This window comes from Oryzihumus sp., assembly GCF_036391795.1.
Taxonomy (GTDB): Bacteria; Actinomycetota; Actinomycetes; order Actinomycetales; family Dermatophilaceae; genus Oryzihumus.
This window is the reverse complement of record NZ_DASVZH010000227.1, coordinates 1-15,995: the sequence shown is the minus strand read 5'-3', so window position 1 is coordinate 15,995 and position 15,995 is coordinate 1. Positions and strand designations below refer to the sequence as shown.

The 15,995-nt window shown below is 72.9% G+C and carries 17 protein-coding genes; 8 read left to right on the top strand and 9 right to left on the bottom strand.

Annotated features, from left to right (window positions below; genetic code table 11):
- Both VF825_RS14020 and VF825_RS14015 read left to right on the top strand, forming a co-directional pair.
- Window positions 1–678: M15 family metallopeptidase (locus VF825_RS14020; protein ID WP_331114338.1), on the top strand; the 678-nt coding region annotated here is incomplete at its 5' end.
- Window positions 675–1,505, top strand: coding sequence for a hypothetical protein (locus tag VF825_RS14015; protein ID WP_331114336.1), 831 nt, complete (start codon window positions 675–677; stop codon window positions 1,503–1,505). The genes VF825_RS14020 and VF825_RS14015, both read left to right, overlap by 4 nt.
- 21 nt (window positions 1,506–1,526) lie before the next feature.
- On the opposite strand, the gene VF825_RS14010 is transcribed toward VF825_RS14015, so the two are convergent.
- Window positions 1,527–1,928, bottom strand: coding sequence for a cobalamin B12-binding domain-containing protein (locus tag VF825_RS14010; RefSeq protein WP_331114334.1), 402 nt, complete (start codon window positions 1,926–1,928; stop codon window positions 1,527–1,529).
- A gap of 374 nt (window positions 1,929–2,302) precedes the next feature.
- On the opposite strand from VF825_RS14010, the gene VF825_RS14005 reads away from it, so the two are divergent.
- Both VF825_RS14005 and VF825_RS14000 read left to right on the top strand, forming a co-directional pair.
- Entirely contained in the window at window positions 2,303–3,235 is a 933-nt protein-coding gene (locus VF825_RS14005; RefSeq protein ID WP_331114331.1) for an esterase/lipase family protein, read from the top strand.
- A 107-nt stretch (window positions 3,236–3,342) separates the two neighbouring features.
- Entirely contained in the window at window positions 3,343–4,116 is a 774-nt protein-coding gene (locus VF825_RS14000) for a M23 family metallopeptidase (RefSeq protein ID WP_331114329.1), read from the top strand.
- 44 nt (window positions 4,117–4,160) lie between these two features.
- Here the strand turns inward: VF825_RS14000 and pcrA are convergent, their stop codons facing one another.
- Both pcrA and VF825_RS13990 read right to left on the bottom strand, forming a co-directional pair.
- Window positions 4,161–6,539: a DNA helicase PcrA gene (gene pcrA / locus VF825_RS13995; protein ID WP_331114327.1), complete on the bottom strand. Its 2,379-nt coding sequence runs from the start codon at window positions 6,537–6,539 to the stop codon at window positions 4,161–4,163.
- Between the two features lie 80 nt (window positions 6,540–6,619).
- A complete protein-coding gene (locus VF825_RS13990) occupies window positions 6,620–7,198 on the bottom strand; it encodes a hypothetical protein (RefSeq protein WP_331114325.1) in 579 nt (192 codons plus the stop codon).
- Window positions 7,199–7,366: 168 nt separating this feature from the next.
- Between VF825_RS13990 and VF825_RS13985 the strand changes: the two genes are divergently transcribed.
- From VF825_RS13985 to VF825_RS13975, 3 genes are read left to right on the top strand one after another with little or no spacing between them, the layout of a single operon-like run.
- Window positions 7,367–7,864 (top strand): GNAT family N-acetyltransferase, encoded by a 498-nt coding sequence (locus VF825_RS13985; RefSeq protein ID WP_331114323.1) that lies wholly within the window; start codon window positions 7,367–7,369, stop codon window positions 7,862–7,864.
- Window positions 7,865–7,873: 9 nt separating this feature from the next.
- A complete protein-coding gene (locus VF825_RS13980; RefSeq protein WP_331114321.1) occupies window positions 7,874–8,620 on the top strand; it encodes a PIG-L deacetylase family protein in 747 nt (248 codons plus the stop codon).
- Window positions 8,621–8,663: 43 nt separating this feature from the next.
- Complete coding sequence (locus VF825_RS13975) at window positions 8,664–9,644, top strand: quinone oxidoreductase (protein WP_331114320.1); 981 nt, start codon at window positions 8,664–8,666, stop codon at window positions 9,642–9,644.
- Between the two features lie 28 nt (window positions 9,645–9,672).
- On the opposite strand, the gene VF825_RS13970 is transcribed toward VF825_RS13975, so the two are convergent.
- The 6 genes from VF825_RS13970 to VF825_RS13945 all read right to left on the bottom strand — a co-directional run bounded on the left by VF825_RS13970 (window position 9,673) and on the right by VF825_RS13945 (window position 15,422).
- On the bottom strand, window positions 9,673–10,029 hold the full coding sequence (locus VF825_RS13970) for a hypothetical protein (RefSeq protein WP_331114319.1): 357 nt from the start codon (window positions 10,027–10,029) through the stop codon (window positions 9,673–9,675).
- A 23-nt stretch (window positions 10,030–10,052) separates the two neighbouring features.
- Window positions 10,053–10,442, bottom strand: a complete 390-nt coding sequence (locus tag VF825_RS13965; RefSeq protein WP_331114317.1) for a DUF779 domain-containing protein — start codon at window positions 10,440–10,442, stop codon at window positions 10,053–10,055.
- A gap of 4 nt (window positions 10,443–10,446) precedes the next feature.
- Window positions 10,447–11,970, bottom strand: a complete 1,524-nt coding sequence (locus VF825_RS13960) for an aldehyde dehydrogenase family protein (protein WP_331114315.1) — start codon at window positions 11,968–11,970, stop codon at window positions 10,447–10,449.
- A 194-nt stretch (window positions 11,971–12,164) separates the two neighbouring features.
- The gene (locus VF825_RS13955) at window positions 12,165–13,370 is read right to left on the bottom strand and encodes a GAF domain-containing protein (RefSeq protein WP_331114313.1); all 1,206 of its coding nucleotides are present in this window, start codon (window positions 13,368–13,370) and stop codon (window positions 12,165–12,167) included.
- Window positions 13,371–13,404: 34 nt separating this feature from the next.
- Entirely contained in the window at window positions 13,405–14,073 is a 669-nt protein-coding gene (locus tag VF825_RS13950) for a response regulator transcription factor (RefSeq protein WP_331114311.1), read from the bottom strand.
- The gene (locus VF825_RS13945) at window positions 14,070–15,422 is read right to left on the bottom strand and encodes a PspC domain-containing protein (protein WP_331114309.1); all 1,353 of its coding nucleotides are present in this window, start codon (window positions 15,420–15,422) and stop codon (window positions 14,070–14,072) included. The genes VF825_RS13950 and VF825_RS13945 overlap by 4 nt, the downstream gene beginning before the upstream one ends.
- 125 nt (window positions 15,423–15,547) lie before the next feature.
- Here VF825_RS13945 and VF825_RS13940 point away from each other — a divergent pair.
- A partial coding sequence (locus tag VF825_RS13940; protein ID WP_331114307.1) for a PspC domain-containing protein occupies window positions 15,548–15,995 on the top strand: 448 nt, incomplete at its 3' end.

Genomic DNA, 15,995 nt, shown 5'->3' with positions numbered 1-15,995 from the left:
GGGATGCCGGCTGCCGCCGCGCGCTCCGGCGCCGAGCCCCGCGTGCGCTTCCCGGCCAACGCCGCCGCCGACGGCGCCGGCGCGAACGCCCGCGTCAGCCTCGTCCCCGACGCGGTCTGGTCGCGCATGGTCGGCTACTCGTGGACACCCGGCTGCCCGGTGGGCCGCGCAGACCTGCGCTACGTGACCGTGAACTTCTGGGGCTTCGACGGCAAGCGCTCGCGCGGCGCGGTCGTCGTCCACGCCTCGATCGCCACCCGCACCGCGGCGGCGTTCACGCGGCTCTACGACCAGCGGTTCCGGATCCGGCAGATGAGGGTCATGGACCGGGCGTGGGGCCACAACCCCAAGGGTCCGGGCGCGAACGACTACGCCGCGATGGACGCCGACAACACCTCGGCGTTCAACTGCCGCTACGTCGGGGGCCAGGAGGAGCGCAAGCAGTACTCCAACCACGCCTACGGGCGCGCAGTCGACGTCAACGACTGGGAGAACCCCTACCGGGACGATCAGGGACGAGTCTGGCCCGACCAGTGGTTCGTCACCCACCGCTCCCCCGCGGCAGGCGTGTTTGCGAGCTCCGGCAGCGCCGCGGTCCGCGCCTTCACCGGGCTGGGCTTCCGTTGGGGCGGCCTGTGGAGCGCGCCCGACTACCAGCACTTCGAGGTGAGCCGATGACCACCCGACCGCTCCTGGCCGCGGGCCTCGTGGCCGCCACGGCCCTGCTCGGCACGGCCTGCACCCCCGGCGTGACGATCCGGCCGGCCGCCATGACCGCCACCCCCGACACCCCCTCGGTGAGCCCCACCTCGAGCACGACCACCGCGACGCCGACGCCGAGCGCCACGACGAGCACCACCCGCCCGCCGGCCCCCGCGACCCGGCCGCGGCGCTCCTCCCCCAGCTCACCCAGCCGTGAGGCCCTCCGGACGCCGACCGCCGTGGTGTGCCAGGGCATCCCGTCCTCGGTGACCGCCTCACAGGTGGTGCTGGTCGACGCCTACGGCGCCAGTGCAACCGTGCGGGCCTGCGCCCGCAGCCACGGCAGCTATGTCAGCCAGCTCGGGCCGTACTACGGACACGTCGGCCAGCGGGGCGTGAGCTGGTCCAAGCGCGAGGGCGACATGACCACCCCGGCCGGCACGTTCCCGCTGCGCGGCGGGTTCGGGCCCTACGGCAACCCCGGCCTGGACGGCCCGTGGTTCACCACCGGCTCCAGCGACGTCTGGGTCGACGACCCGGGCTCGAGCCTCTACAACACGCACCAGCACACGCCCGCGAGCGGCCGGTGGGACAGCGCGGAGCCGCTGCTGAAGTCCCCGGCGTACGACTACGCGCAGGTGGTCGGCTACAACGAGGCCCGCACCCCGGGCCGGGGGTCGGCGATCTTCTTCCACGTCGACCTCGGCCACGGCACGGCCGGGTGCGTGTCGATCCCGTCCTCGGCGCTGCGCACGGTGATGCGCTGGGAGCGGCCCGGCGCGCTGATGACGATCACGCCCTGAGCGGGCGCGGCCGGCCGGAGGTCAGCTGGGGGTGACGTTGTCCCGGACCCAGGCGACGATCTCGGTCGTCGTGGCACCGGGCGTGAACACCTTGGCCACTCCGAGCTTCTCGAGCTCGGGGATGTCGCCCTCGGGGATGATCCCCCCGCCGAACACGACGATGTCCTCGGCGTCGCGGGCCTTGAGCAGCTCGGCCACCTTGGCGAACAGCGTCATGTGCGCACCGGAGAGCACCGACAGGCCCACGGCGTCGGCGTCCTCCTGGATGGCCGCCTCGACGATCTGCTCCGGCGTCTGGTGCAGGCCGGTGTAGACGACCTCCATGCCGGCGTCACGCAGGGCACGCGCAACGACCTTCGCCCCACGGTCGTGTCCGTCGAGGCCGGGCTTGGCCACGACAACGCGCAGCGGGCTCTGGGTCATGGGCGGCAGACTAGCCAAACTCCTCCTCCGTGGGCAGACCCGGGGCCGCCACGGCCCGGGCGAGATCGGTCACAGCCGGCCGGTATGCCGTCCGGTCGCCCTCGCGGGGCAACCGGACGGCATACGGCGCAGGGGTTTTCGCCATCGGCAGGGCGTTTTGCCCTCGCGCCACCGCCACCTCGGCGTTACCGTCATGTCACCCCCGTCACACCGACGTGACAGCCGCCCCCGGGCGTGAGGAGTCGATAGGCATGACCCTGACCGGCGTTCCCAGCCCCCCTGCCCCGGCGCCGAGGTCGGGCTCGGAGGGAGACGCGCCGGCTGGTCCACGGGCCGCCCTGCTGCGGGCAGCAGGGCGGGCGACCGGGGTGGCCGTGACGGCCACGGGGGTGGTCGGTGGTGCGGCTCGCGCCCTGTGCACTCCCACCGGGCTGATGGGCGCAGCCGTCGAGGCGACCTGGCTGGCCACGCACGTGGCGCTCTACCCCTGGGGGCTGGTCGCCGACCGTCGCCAGGACCAGGCCCACGGCTACAGCGTCAGCGAGCTGCCGCCGGTGCAGCGCGGCCTGGTCATCGGTGACGTCGAGGCGGCCGGCACGCCGATCCTGCTGGTGCACGGGATGGCCGACAACCGCTCGATCTTCTCGGTGTTGCGCCTCGGGCTGCGGCGCCGCGGTTTCGGGCGGGTGCTGTCGATGAACTACTCCCCCCTCACCACTGACGTGCGCGCGGCCGCGGCCCGGCTGGCCGAGGAGGTCGAGGTGCTCGTGGCCGAGACCGGCTACGAACGCATCCACGTCGTCGGGCACAGCCTCGGCGGGCTCATCGCCCGCTACTACGTGACCCGACTCGGCGGAGACCAGCGCGTCCACACCCTCGTGACGCTCGGCACCCCGCACCAGGGCACCTACACGGCGTTCGCCTGGCCCTCGCGGCTGACCCGCCAGCTGCGCCCGGGCAGCACGTTGATGCGCGAGCTGGCCGAGCCGGTGACGCACTGCCGCACCCGGTTCGTCGTCTACTGGTCGGACCTGGACCAGATGATCTTCCCCCAGCGGCACGCCAGCCTGCCCCACGAGGACCTGTCCGCCCGCAACGTGCGCCTGCACGGGGTCGGGCACATGAGCCTGCCCATCCTCGGCAGCGTGGTCCACGGCATCTCCACGGCGCTGGCGCACCTGGACCCCGACGGCTCGACCGTCACGGCCGGTGTGACGCCGCTGGCCTCCTCGGGCCGGACCCCGGTCGCCGCAGAGCCGCGCGGCCCCCAGCCCGACCCCGCCGGGGACCTCACGCACGGACGCTGAGGAGCCAGGACCGAGGGGCCCTGGTTTTCCACAGCGGCCTTTGCCTGTCACGAAACGGTCACGCTAGTCTCGCGGTTCCCGTGCCACCTGCCGTGAGGTTCCTGCCTGTGCCCGACCAGTACGCGGCGCGCCACCGCGCCCCCGGCCGTCACCGAGCGCCCAAGCAGCACACCCCTCGACTGACCGCGGGCGTCGCCCTGCCGACGGCCGCCGCGGCCGCCCTGACCTTCACCGCCACCGGCGCCGCCGTGGCCACGAACGCCAAGCCGCGGGCGGTCAGCTTCGACCAGAACGCCGCCCTGGTGCACCAGGCGCACGGCCAGGCTGAGGCGCAGTCGACGTACCGGCAGGAGGTGGTGGAGCGGCACCAGACGGCGCTGGCGGACACGGGTCCGGCGGCAGCTCGCCGGGAGGCCGCCGACCGGGCGGCCCGCGCCCAGGCGCGACAGGCCCTCGCCGTGAAGCGCGCAGCCGCCGAGCTGGCCCGGGCACACCGCTGGGTCATGCCGATCAGCGGCGCCTCCATGTCATCGAACTTCGGCTGGCGCTGGGGCCGGATGCACGAGGGCGACGACTTCGCCGCCCCCGTGGGCACCGACCTCGTGGCCATGTCCACCGGCGAGGTCGTCTTCGCCGGTGTCGAGTCCGGCTTCGGCACCATCGTCAAGGTGCGCTACTGGGACGGCACGGAGTCGTGGTACGGCCACATGAGCGCGGTCGGCGTCAGCGTGGGCGACCACGTCTCCCCCGGCGACGTCGTCGGCCAGTCCGGCAACACCGGCCACTCGACCGGCCCGCACCTGCACCTGGAGATCCACCCCGACGGGGGCGACGCGGTCGACCCGCTGCCCTGGCTGCGGGCGCACGGCCTCCTCCCCTGAGCCCTCGGCCCGACCACCCCTCTCTCCGGTGGGGGTGTGCCAGGTCAGAGCTTCTCGACCGGGGCGTAGCGCAGCAGCAGCCGCTTGACCCCGGCGTCGCCGCCGAAGTCGACGTGCGCCATCGCCTTGTCGCCCTCGCCCTCCACCCGCACCACGGTGCCGAGGCCGAAGGAGTCGTGGGTGACCCGGTCGCCGTCCTTGAGCGAGATGACCGGCTTGTTGCCCGGTGAGCGCACCCCCGGCCGCCCGGCGAGGGTGGCCACCGCCGGGGTCGAGGAGGGGCGCATGCCGGTGGACTCGCTGCGCTGCCAGTCGATCAGCTCGGCCGGGATCTCGTCGAGGAAGCGCGAGGCCGGGTTGTACTGCGGCTGACCCCAGGCGGAGCGGACCACCGCGCGGGACAGGTGCAGCCGTTCGCGGGCCCGGGTGATGCCGACGTAGGCCAGCCGGCGCTCCTCCTCGAGCTCCTTGTTGTCCCCGAGCGCCCGCATGTGCGGGAACGTGCCGTCTTCCATGCCGGTGAGGAAGACGACGGGGAACTCCAGGCCCTTGGCGGTGTGCAGCGTCATCAGCGTCACCACGCCCTGGTCCTCGGCCTCCTCGGAGTCGGGGATCTCGTCGGCGTCGGCCACCAGCGAGACCTGCTCGAGGAAGTCCTCCAGCGAGCCCTCCGGGTTGGCCTCGTCGAACTCGCGCGCGACGGCAACGAGCTCGGCGAGGTTCTCCACACGCGTCTCGTCCTGCGGGTCGTGGCTGGCGCGCAGCTCGGCGAGGTAGCCGGTCTGCTCCACCACGGCCTCGATCAGGGCCGCCACGCCGGCGCCGCCCTCGTGGACGGTCTGCAGGGCCTCGAGCAGCCCGGTGAACGCCTTGATCGCGGTGACCGAGCGGGTCGCGATGCCGGGGGCGTCCTCCGGGCGGCCCAGGGCCGCGACGAACGGGACCCGCTCGCGCTCGGCGAGCATCGCGATACAGGCCTCGGCCCGGTCGCCGATGCCCCGCTTGGGGACGTTGAGGATCCGGCGCAGGTTGACCGTGTCGGTGGGGTTGGAGATGACCCGCAGGTAGGCCAGCGCGTCCTTGACCTCACGCCGCTCGTAGAAGCGGGTGCCGCCGACGACCTTGTAGGGCAGGCCGACCCGGACGAACACCTCCTCCACGGCGCGGGACTGGGCGTTGGTGCGGTAGAAGACCGCGACGTCCTTGGGCTTGACCCCGTGCTCGTCGGCCAGCGCGTCGATCTGGCGGGCGACGAACGCGGCCTCGTCGTGCTCGGAGTCGGCGACGTAGCCGACGATGGGCGTGCCGTCGCCGGAGTCGGTCCACAGGTTCTTGGGACGCCGGTCGGGGTTCTTGGCGATGACGGCGTTGGCGGCCCGCAGGATGTTCTGCGTGGAACGGTAGTTCTGCTCCAGCAGGATGGTGCGGGCGTCGGGGTAGTCCTGCTCGAACTCGACGATGTTGCGGATGGTCGCGCCACGGAAGGCGTAGATCGACTGGTCGGCGTCACCCACGACGACCAGCTCGGCCGGCGGGACCTCGCCGCCGGGTGCGCCGACGAGCTCCTTGACCAGCTGGTACTGCGCGTGGTTGGTGTCCTGGTACTCGTCGACCATGACGTGGCGGAACCGGCGGTGGTAGTACTCGGCGACGTCCGGGAACGCCTGCAGCATGGTGACCGTGGTCATGATGAGGTCGTCGAAGTCGAGGGCGTTGGCCTGGCGCAGCCGCCGCTGGTAGGCGGTGTAGGCCTCGGCCAGCATCCGCTCCTGGTGGTTGCCCTCGACCACCTGCGAGGCGAAGGTCTCCTCGTCGACCAGCTCGTTCTTGAGGTTGGAGACCTGCGCGGAGAACGAACGCGGCGGGTAGCGCTTGGGGTCGAGGTCGAGGTCGCGCAGCACCATCGACATCAGCCGCTGGCTGTCGGCGGCGTCGTAGATGGAGAAGGTCGACTTCATCCCGATCTTCGTGGCCTCGCGGCGCAGGATCCGCACGCAGGCGCTGTGGAACGTCGAGACCCACATCGCCTGTGCCCGGCCGCCGACGAGGGCGGCGACCCGCTCGCGCATCTCAGCGGCAGCCTTGTTGGTGAAGGTGATCGCGAGCACCTCACCGGGCTTGACGTGGCGCGCCGCCAGCAGGTGGGCGATGCGGTGGGTCAGCACCCGCGTCTTGCCCGAGCCGGCGCCGGCGACGATGAGCAGCGGGGAGCCCTCGTGCACGACCGCCTCGCGCTGCTGCGGGTTGAGCCCCTCGAGCAGGGCGGCCGAGTCGCGGGTGACCCCGGTATGCCGCGGCGCACCCTCGCCGGGCGCCTCACCGGCGGCTTCGGCCCAGGTGGGCACGCCCCGGTGGTCCACCTCGCCAGAGGCTTGCTTCGGGCTGAGTCCGGGCAGGGGCAGGTCGTCGAAGAGGGTGCTCATCTCGAGGTCCAGCCTACGGGGTCCGGCCGACAGCGACCGGCTCGAGCCGCGGCCCGGCGCAGCCTCCCCGGACGCGAGGACTATGACAGCTCAGGCGGTCCCGTCTGCCGGGGCGGGACGGGCAGCACCGGCTCCTGGGTCTTGAGCAGGTCCGCCGCGAGCCGGTCGGTGTCGACGTCGATCGCCGCCGTGACGACCCGGCCGGCCGTCGCCACGCCGGCCTCCACCCGTCCGGTCAGGCGCGTCTCGCAGACCACCACCACCCCGGCCCGGCCCGCGTCGAGGGCCTCGCCGAGCCGGCTGAGCGCCTCGCGGTCGAGCCCCCCAGCGGCGTGACCCGCGACCGCGACGACCTCTGCGCTGCCGACCGCCCCGGCGGCGCGCACGGCGATGACGCCCAGGGGCGGGAACAGCAGCGCGGCCACGCCGGGGGCCAGGCCCCAGCCGACGCCGACCGCCGCGCCGTGGCGGGTGGGATGCTCGTGCTTGCGGACGATGCGGACCTGACCGTGCTGGTCCCGGGCCACCACCGCGGCGTCGAACCCGTGGGCCGCCCCGGGCACGCGGTAGAGCGCCTTGAGCGCCTCGTAGTCCACGATCGCGGCGTCGACGCTGTCGTAGCTCGCGGCGACCACGGACAACGGATGCTGCTCCGGCATGCCCGGCGGCCTCCTCCCCGGGACCGGCCGCGACGGGCGCGTCCCCGTGCCGGCCATGCTCATGCGGTGGCCGACCGGCCCGCCTCATCCGGGACGGGTGACGTGGACGTGGTCCCGGCCGCGGGGCGACGCCGGGTGCGCCGCGACCGCACGGCATACCCTCGGCGGGTGACCACACGGCATACCGCGACGATCCGGCCGGCCACCCCCGAGGACGTGCCCGCCATCCTTCGGCTGGTGCAGGAGCTGGCGGTCTACGAGAAGGAGCCCGACGCGGTCGAGGCGACCCCGGAGGGCTTCCTCGCGTGCCTGTTCCCCGCCGAGGGAGCGCCGACCGCCTGGGCCCACGTGGCCGAGGTCGACGGCGCGGTGGTGGGGATGGCGGTGTGGTACCTGACCTTCTCCACCTGGCTGGGCCGTCCCGGCATCTGGCTGGAGGACCTCTACGTCACCCCGGAGCAGCGCGGGTCCGGCCTGGGCAAGGAGCTGCTCGCGACGCTGGCGCGGATCTGCCTCGAGCGGGGCTACGGCCGGCTGGAGTGGTGGGTGCTGCGCTGGAACACTCCCTCGATCGGGTTCTACGAGGGGCTGGGCGCCCAGGCGCAGGACGAGTGGTCGGTCTACCGCCTGGACGGGGCCGCGCTCGCCGGCCTCGGCCGCGCATAAGGTGGCGGCATGAGCCAGGACCTGTTCACCGCACCGGGCCCGCGGGACGACTCCGAGATCGAGCGGGCCCTGGTCGTGGTCGCCCACCCCGATGACGCGGACTTCGGCTCCGCGGGCACCATCGCCACCTGGACCGAGGCCGGCATCGCCGTCACGGTGCTGCTGTGCACCCGGGGCGAGCAGGGCGGCTTCGACGAGACCCCGCGCGAGCAGATGCCGGCGATCCGGGAGGCCGAGCAGCGGGCCGCCAGCGCCGCGCTCGGCGTCACCGACGTGCGCTTCCTCGACGGCTACCGCGACGGCTGGCTCGAGCCGAGCTGGGAACTGCAGCGTGACATCGTCCGGGTGATCCGCGACGTGCGCCCGCAGCGCCTGCTGATCCAGTCCCCGGAACGGTGGTACGACCGGCTCCAGGCCTCCCACCCTGATCACATGGCCGCGGGTGAGGCGGCGATCCGGGCGGCCTACCCCGCGGCGGAGAACGCGTTCGCCTGGCCCGAGCTCCTCGAGGAGGGCCTGCCGAAGTGGCACGTCGGGGAGATCTGGATCATGGCGCACCCGCGGATGACCCACGCGGTGGACATCACCGCCACCTACGACCGCAAGCTCAAGGCGCTGCAGGCCCACGCCTCGCAGACCTCCCACATGGACGAGCTCGACGCCATGCTGCGCACCTGGGGCGGGGCGGTGGCGAGCGGCTTCGGGCTGCCCGAGGGCCACCTGGCCGAGGCCTACGCCGTGACCCGGCTCAACTGACGCACGACAGTCCTTGTCCCACAACCGGATCGGGGGATCACCCATGACCACCACCACCGCCCTGGTCGTCACCCGCAACGGCGGGCCCGAGGTGCTCGAGGTGCAGCAGCGGGAGGTGCGCGAGCCGGGCGCCGGCGAGGTCCGGGTCCGGGTCGAGGCCTGCGGGGTCAACTTCATCGACGTCTACCAGCGCGAGGGCGTCTACCCCATCCCCACGCCGTTCGTCGTCGGCAGCGAAGGCGCGGGCGTGGTCGAGTCCCTCGGCGAGGGGGTGGCCGGCGTCGCCGTCGGCGACCGGGTGGCGTGGGCGATGCAGCCCGGCACCTTCGCGGGCCTGGCCGTGCTGCCCGCCGCCGCGCTGGTGCCGGTGCCCGAGGGGGTCGACCTGGAGACCGCGGCGGCAGCGATGCTGCAGGGGATGACCGCGCACTACCTGGTCACCAGCACGTATGCCGTGCAGCCCGGGGACACGGTCCTCGTGCACGCGGCGGCGGGCGGGGTCGGCCAGCTCCTCGTGCAGATGGCCAAGGCGCGCGGCGCCACCGTCATCGGCACCGCCGGGACCGACGCGAAGGCGGAGAAGGCCCGCGCGCTCGGCGCCGACCACGTCATCAACTACAGCGAGGTCACCGACGTGGCCGCCGCGGTGCGCGAGCTCACGGGCGGCCGCGGGGTCGACGTGGTCTACGACGGCGTCGGCAAGGACACCTTCGAGGGGTCCCTGGCCTCGCTGCGCCCCCGCGGGATGCTCGCGCTGTTCGGTGCGGCCAGCGGGCAGGTCCCGCCGTTCGACCTGCAGCGACTCAACCCGGCCGGGTCGCTGTTCGTGACCCGGCCCACGCTCGGGCACTACGTCGCCGACCGCGAGGAGCTGCTGTGGCGGGGAGGTGAGGTCCTCGACGCGATCGCGGCCGGGCGCCTGCACCTCGAGGTGGGTGGGCGCTACCCGCTGGCTGACGCGGGCACGGCATACCGCGACCTCGAGGGCCGGCGCACCACCGGCAAGCTGCTCCTCATCCCCTGACCAGCCTCGGGAGGGAGTCGTCGCCCGCTCAGGTCCAGAGGGCGGCGACGAGCACGTTGACGACGGCCAGGCCACCGACCGCGTGGACCAGGTTGGGGTTGAAGGACTCCCCGCGCCTGTTCTTCGCCCGGGTGATCTCGGACAGCGCCACGACGGCCAGCGCGACGAGCAGCTTCACCGCGACCCAGGCGTTGTCCGGCTTGTGGTCGGACCAGCCTGCCTGCGCGAGGCCGACCAGGATGAGCCCGGTGACGATCTGGGCGCGGGCGCCCCACACGATCGGCTCGACGATGCGCGGCGACCTGGCCACGACGAACCACCCACCGACGATGGCGGCCATGCCGAGCAGGTGCAGGACGAGGACCAGGTTGAAGACGAAGGACATGGCCACACCCTAGGGCCGCGGCCTCAGAGCAGCGAGAACGCCCGCAGCTCGTCCTGCGTCATCAGCCGGGAGCGGATGAGGAAGCGCACGCCCTCCGGCGCCTCCAGGGAGAAGCCGCTGCCCCGGCCCTTCACCACGTCGATGGTCAGGTGCGTGTGCTTCCAGTACTCGTACTGCGCCTTTGATATCCACACCGGCACCGGCCCGGCCACCCCCGGGACGTCGAGGTCACCGAGGTGGACGTCCGCGTCGCCGGTCAGGAACTCCCCTGCGGGGTAGCACATCGGGGAGCTGCCGTCGCAGCATCCGCCGGACTGGTGGAACATCACCGGCCCGTGCACCTCGGTGAGGCGGCGGAGCAGGTCCGCCGCCTCACCGGTGGCCTCAACCCGACTCTGCTGGGTCTCCGCCATCGGCCTAGAAGAAGCCGAGGGCGTCGGGCGAGTAGGACACCAGCAGGTTCTTGGTCTGCTGGTAGTGATCCAGCATCATCTTGTGGTTCTCGCGGCCGATGCCGGACTGCTTGTAGCCACCGAACGCGGCGTGCGCGGGGTACTGGTGGTAGCAGTTGGTCCAGACGCGACCGGCCTTGATGCTACGGCCGACCCGGTAGGCGCGCGACCCGTCGCGCGTCCACAGGCCGGCGCCGAGGCCATAGAGGGTGTCGTTGGCCGTCTTGAGCGCGTCCGCCTCGTCGTCGAAGCTGGTCAGCGACAGCACCGGGCCGAAGATCTCCTCCTGGAAGATCCGCATCGCGTTGTTGCCCTCGAAGATCGTCGGCGCCACGTAGTAGCCCTCGGCGAGGTCGCCCTCGAGCACGTTGCGCTCACCACCGGTGAGCACCTTGGCGCCCTCCTGCCGGCCGATGTCGAGGTAGGACAGGATCTTCTCGAGCTGGTCGTTGGAGGCCTGGGCGCCCATCGTCGTCGTGGTGTCGAGCGGGTTGCCCTGGACGATCTTCTCCACCCGGGCGACCGCCTCCGGCACGAAGTCGCTGTAGATCGAACGCTGCACGAGCGCCCGCGACGGACAGGTGCAGACCTCGCCCTGGTTCAGCGCGAACATCGTGAAGCCTTCGAGCGCCTTGTCGTAGAAGGCGTCCCGCTCGGCCATGACGTCCTCGAAGAAGAGGTTCGGGCTCTTGCCGCCGAGCTCCAGCGTCACCGGGATGATGTTCTGGCTGGCGTACTGCATGATCAGCCGGCCGGTCGTGGTCTCGCCGGTGAAGGCGATCTTGGCGATCCGCGGCGAGGAGGCCAGCGGCTTGCCCGCCTCGACGCCGAACCCGTTGACCACGTTGACGACGCCGGCGGGGAGCAGGTCGGCGATGAGCTCGATGACCTTGAGGATCGACCACGGCGTCTGCTCGGCGGGCTTGAGCACCACGGCGTTGCCGGCGGCCAGGGCCGGGGCCAGCTTCCACGTGGCCATGAGGATCGGGAAGTTCCACGGGATGATCTGCCCGACCACGCCGAGCGGCTCGTGGAAGTGGTAGGCCACCGTGTTCTCGTCGATCTCGCTGCTGCTGCCCTCCTGGCCGCGCAGCACGCCCGCGAAGTAGCGGAAGTGGTCGACCGCGAGCGGCAGGTCCGCGGCCAGCGTCTCGCGCACCGCCTTGCCGTTCTCCCAGGACTCGGCGACGGCGAGCATCTCGAGGTTGTCCTCGAGGCGGTCGGCGATCTTGTTGAGGATCAGCGAACGCTCGGCCAGCGGCGTGCGACCCCAGGCCGGCGCCGCGGCGTGGGCGGCATCCAGGGCCGCCTCGATGTCCTCGGCCGTGCCCCGACCGACCTCGCAGAACGCCTTGCCGTTGACCGGCGAGATGTTTTCGAAGTACTGGCCCTTCTTCGGCTCGACCCAGTTGCCGCCGATGAAGTGGCCGTACCTGCTCTGGACCGAGACCAGCGAGTCCGCGGTGCCAGGGGGTGCGTAAACCGTCATTGCCGTCTCCCAACGTCAGTGGTGGGCCCCTGCACCGGGGAAGTGTGTCTGCGACCCGGGTGCAGGGGATGGCCCCGACGCTAGGAACGGCGATGTTGCATCCACGTTGCACGGGACGCACGGCCGGCCCTCCCGCGGGTCAGGACCGCCGGGTTCCCGGCACAGCGCGCGCTGGCGTCAGGACGGCTCGCCGGTCAGGACAGCTCGCGGTCGAGGCGGGCGATCTGCCCCAGCACCAGCGGCCGCAGCGGGCTGCCCTGCGGCAGCGCCGCTCGCTGGGCGAGCCACATGGCGTAGTCGTCGCTGCCCCAGGACGCGCGCGTCCACGTCGACATCAGGTCAGCCTCACGGCTCTGCATCACCGCGCGGCGCAGCGACTCATGGACCTCCTCGCGCAGCCGCACCACGCCCGGGGCGGCCGAGTGCGGCAGCAGGGGGCCGCGATACAGGCGCAGCGCGGAGCGCACGTCGCCGCTGGCGAGATGGGCCTCGACCGCGAGCCAGTCGCCGGCGATCTCGGCGGCGAGGCGGTAGGGCCGCGACGCGAGCACGTCCTCGCCGAGCAGGTGGCGCAGCCGGTTGAGCTCGACCCGCAGCGTCGAGGCGCTGACGTCCTCCTCGTAGAGCAGCACCGCGAGCTCGTCGCCGGAGAGCCCGCGCGGGGCGGACGCGAGCAGCAGCAGGATCTCGCTGTGCCGCGGGCTCAGCCGCATCGTCCCCTCGTGCCCGCGGCCGTCGTCGAGGGAGAGCAGCGTCTCGGAGCGCCCGAGCGACTCCATCACCACCGACAGGCCGCGCGCGGTATGCCGTGGCTCACCGCTGCGCCGCGAGAGCACCTCGCGCGCCAGCTCGGCCTCGGCCATGCGGGCGGCGGCCCGGACCATCGCCATGGTCTGCGGCACGACGATCTGGTCGCCACCGGTGATGTCGAGGACGCCGAGCAGGCCGTGGGTCTGCGGGTCGTGGATCGGCGTGGCGGCACAGCTCCAGCGCTGCACCGACCGGCGGAAGTGCTCCGCGCCGATGATGTTGACCGACTCGTCCAGCCTCAGCGCCATGCCGGGGGCGTTGGTGCCGGCGACGCGCTCGTCCCAGTTGGCGCCCTCGACGAAGCCGATGGTCTCGGCCTGGCGCAGCACCTGGGGGTGGCCGCACACCCAGAGCAGCTGCCCGGCGGAGTCGCTGACCGCCATGATCGCGTCGCAGTCGCGGGCGGCCTGGCCGAGCACGTCGTCGAGCAGCGGGAAGACCCGCGAGAGCGGGTGCGCCTCGCGGTGGTCGCGCAGGACGTCCGTGGGCAGGGTGATCGGGGCGTCGACGAGGTCGGCCTGGACCCCCGCCGCCGCCGAGCGGAACCAGGAGTCCGCGACCTGGGCCCGTACCCCGCGCTGGGACGACACGACGCCCAGTAGAACCCGGGACCGGGTCGTCGCGCTAGAGCAGGCGTCGCCCGACGGCCCAGGCGGTCAGCTCGTGCCGGGAGGACAGCTGCAGCTTGCGCAGCACCGAGGACACGTGGGTCTCGACCGTCTTGACCGAGATGAACAGCTCCTTGGCCACCTCCTTGTACTGGAAGCCGCGGGCGATCAGCCGCATCACCTCCCGCTCGCGGGCGCTGAGCCGGTCGAGCTCCTCGTCAACCTCGGCTACCTCGCCGGCGGCGGCGCCGAACGCGTCCAGGACGAAGCCGGCCAGTCGCGGGCTGAACACGGCGTCGCCGTCGGCGACGCGGCGGATCGCCGTGGTCAGGTCGGTGCCGCTGATCGTCTTGGTGACGTAGCCGCGGGCGCCGGCCCGGATGACCGCGATGACGTCCTCGGCGGCGTCGGACACCGACAGCGCCAGGAACCGCACCGGTGCCCCCGACCCCGTGGTCGTCCCGCGAGAGCCGCTGATGACGTCGCTGCCGCCGTTGCCGTTGCCGCCGGGCAGGTGCACGTCGAGCAGCACCACGTCGGGGCGCGTGGCGGCGACCACGCGCACCGCCTCGTCGACGTCCGCGGCCTCGCCCACGACCTCCAGCGTCGGGTCGAGCTCGGCCTTGACGCCGGAGCGGAACATGCGGTGGTCGTCGACGAGGACCAGCCGGATCGGGTCGGTCATGAGCGGGCTCCCGGAGGTTCGGACGGGGTCGCGGCGCGTGGCCCCGGCTGGGTGGCGGTGGGCGGGTTGGTCTGTGCTGCAACGCTTCCAGGGGGTCCGCCGGCCACGCCGCCCGGTGGGGCCACGGGCAGGGCCAGGGAGACCTCGGTGCCGTCCTCGAGGCGCCGCACCCGGGCCGACCCACCGTGCCTGTCCATCCGTCCGACGATCGACTCGCGCACCCCGAGCCGGTCCGACGGGACCGCGTCGACGTCGAAGCCGTCACCGTGGTCGCGGACGAAAGCCTCGACGAGGGTGGGCCCGACCTCGACGTAGGCCGAGACGGGCGGCCGGCCGTGGCGCACCGCGTTGAGCAGCGCCTCGCGCAGGGCCCGCACGAGGGCCTGCCCGGGCTCCTCCAGCGGCCGGTCGCCGGTCACCACCAGCTCGACCGGCACCCCGTGCAGGTCCTCCACCTCGTGGGCGACCTCGGTGACCGCGGTGGCGAGACTGGCCCCGGAACCGCGCGGACCGGCATACAGCCAGCCGCGCAGCTCGCGCTCCTGGGCGCGGGCGAGGCGCGCCACCTCGGCCGGGTCGTCGGCCCTGCGCTGGATGAGGGCCAGAGTCTGCAGCACCGAGTCGTGCAGGTGCGCCGCGATGTCGGCCCGCTCGGTGGCCCGCACCAGCCGTGCCTGTTCCTCGCGCAGGTCGTTCCACAGCCGGACCGCCCACGGGGTGGCGATGAGCGCGACACCAGCCAGGACCGCGGCAGCCGCGACGGCGACGTTCCCCAGGCCGGCCAGTCCGTGCCCCATCGCGGCCAGGCCGATGAGCCCGGCGATGGCGAGGACGACGCCCGCCGCGAGCCGCAACATCCCCGGCGGGCGGTCGGCGCCACCACGGGCCAACCAGCGGTCACGCTCGGTGTCATCGAGCTGGGTCCAGGCGAGCACGGCGCCCAGCGCGACGACCAGGACCGGGATGACGATGTCCAGGCGCAGGTTCACCCCGTGCTGCTGGAGGACCAGGGCCGCACCGAAGAGCACCAGGGCGGCGCCGAGCAGCAGGTTGCGCGCTGCCTCGGAACGCACCGGGCGGCTGCGACGCGCCGGGGCTCCTTGTCCCGCAACGGGATCGGAGGCTGGACGTTCCTGCGGTGTGAGGGCCCAGAGGAAGAGGTAGACGCCGATGCCGGCCCCACCGAGGAAGCTGCCGAGGACGAAGCAGATCCGGACCACGGTGACGTCCAGGTCGAGGTGCTCGGCCAGCCCGGCGCACACGCCACCGATCCAGCGGCCCTCGGCCGGGCGGGTCAGCCGGTGCCGCGACGGCTCGGCCGGCCGGGCGGGTTGGTAGGGCGTGGGCACGTGCCCATCCTGTCCCACCCCGACGTCCCGGGTCAGGTGCTGCGGCCCGTTCTCAGGGGCGGGTCAGGGTCGGCTCAGGGACGTTCCTCATGGCTGGAGCCAGCGGCGCGCAGCAGGATCGAGACATGGACGAACCGACGGGGAGCGCACCGGTGAACGCGCTCGACAAGTTCTTCGACGGCCTGCGCGGCCTGGGGGTCCGGCGACGCGCCCAGGACAGGTGGATCGGCGGCGTCTGCTCCGGCATCGCCGACCGCCTCGGCGTCGACCCGGTCATCGTGCGCGCCGCGACGGTGCTGCTGGCGCTGCTCGGGGGCGTGGGTGTCTCGGCCTACCTCGTCGCGTGGCTGCTGCTGCCGGACACGAACAGCTCGATCATGGCCGAGCGCGCCCTGCGCCACGGTGAGGGCAGCGCCGTGGTGCTGCTGGTCGTCACCGGCTTCGCCGTGTTCAGCGGCTTCCCGTGGTGGTTCGGCCACAACGGCTTCTGGGGCTTCCCGTGGGGCCTGCTCGTCCTGGGCGGCCTGTTGTGGTGGGCGATGAGCAACCGCGAGGGCCGCACGCCCCCGGCAC

Excerpts from the sequence above, each read along its gene's own strand:
- VF825_RS13990 (WP_331114325.1), bottom strand. The coding sequence starts at position 7,198 with ATGCCGGAGCAGCATCCGTTGTCCGTGGTCGCCGCGAGCTACGACAGC.
- VF825_RS13975 (WP_331114320.1), top strand. The coding sequence starts at position 8,664 with ATGACCACCACCACCGCCCTGGTCGTCACCCGCAACGGCGGGCCCGAG.
- VF825_RS14015 (WP_331114336.1), top strand. The coding sequence starts at position 675 with ATGACCACCCGACCGCTCCTGGCCGCGGGCCTCGTGGCCGCCACGGCC.
- VF825_RS13960 (WP_331114315.1), bottom strand. The coding sequence starts at position 11,970 with ATGACGGTTTACGCACCCCCTGGCACCGCGGACTCGCTGGTCTCGGTC.
- VF825_RS13980 (WP_331114321.1), top strand. The coding sequence starts at position 7,874 with ATGAGCCAGGACCTGTTCACCGCACCGGGCCCGCGGGACGACTCCGAG.
- VF825_RS13965 (WP_331114317.1), bottom strand. The coding sequence starts at position 10,442 with ATGGCGGAGACCCAGCAGAGTCGGGTTGAGGCCACCGGTGAGGCGGCG.
- pcrA (WP_331114327.1), bottom strand. The coding sequence starts at position 6,539 with ATGAGCACCCTCTTCGACGACCTGCCCCTGCCCGGACTCAGCCCGAAG.
- VF825_RS14010 (WP_331114334.1), bottom strand. The coding sequence starts at position 1,928 with ATGACCCAGAGCCCGCTGCGCGTTGTCGTGGCCAAGCCCGGCCTCGAC.
- VF825_RS13950 (WP_331114311.1), bottom strand. The coding sequence starts at position 14,073 with ATGACCGACCCGATCCGGCTGGTCCTCGTCGACGACCACCGCATGTTC.
- VF825_RS13970 (WP_331114319.1), bottom strand. The coding sequence starts at position 10,029 with ATGTCCTTCGTCTTCAACCTGGTCCTCGTCCTGCACCTGCTCGGCATG.